Here is a 760-nt window from a genome sequence, read left to right on the forward strand (position 1 = left end):
GTGGCGTCTCGCTCGCCGGCGCCGGGGTCGCTGCCGGCGTCGGTGTCGCCGTCTCCACGTCCGGATCAACCGAGCTTCGGACCTCGGTCAGCTCCCCGACGGAGGGCGCGTTCACGATCGTCACCGTGTCCCCCGCCACGGAGACGTGGAACGCGTCGGCGAACGGCCCGTCGGCGATGCGGTACGTGTCCTCGCCGACCGGTTCGGCGCCCCAGTACGTCAGCAGCTCCTCGTAGGCCTCGCGGAACTCGGCCGCCTCCGCGTTACTGTCCCAGACGAGCCGCCAGACGTAGCCCCCCTCGCCGGCGTCGTTCTGATAGAAGTGCATCCGGTCGCCGTCCCAGCCGGCGGCGGCGTCGAACCCGTAGTTCAGCGGGTCGATCGGGCTGAGGTCGCCGGAGTCGGTGTAGTTGAACCACGTGTCACGGAAGTTCGGGATCGCGTCGTACCCCCGTGTCTGCTCGCCGGCGTACCACGGGTAGACGAACATCGACGCGACGCCGGCCTGCCCGACCTCGGCGTAGTCGAGGCGACTCTCCGGGCGGATCCGCTCCCAGTCCTCGCTGTGTTCGTCCTCGAGTTCGACCTCCGTCGGCGGGTCGGTGCCGTAGCGCTCGGGGTGGATCACCTGCTCGGCGCTCTGGGGCGGGGCGTCGTAGAGGTCGTTCACGGCTTCCCAGCCGCCCTGTCGCTTCTGGGCGGCGATGAACGCCGGCCCGTCGCTGTAGGGCTGGTAGTTCACGAAGTAGACGCCGATGTT

Annotated in this window: 1 protein-coding gene; it reads right to left on the minus strand. The window is 69.6% G+C overall.

The annotated features are described in order from the left end of the window. A partial coding sequence (locus ACFR9S_RS08980; RefSeq protein WP_379818454.1) for an Hvo_1808 family surface protein occupies positions 1-760 on the minus strand: 760 nt, incomplete at both ends.

The organism is Halolamina salina (genome assembly GCF_042678005.1).
GTDB classification, from domain to species: Archaea; Halobacteriota; Halobacteria; order Halobacteriales; family Haloferacaceae; genus Halolamina; species Halolamina salina.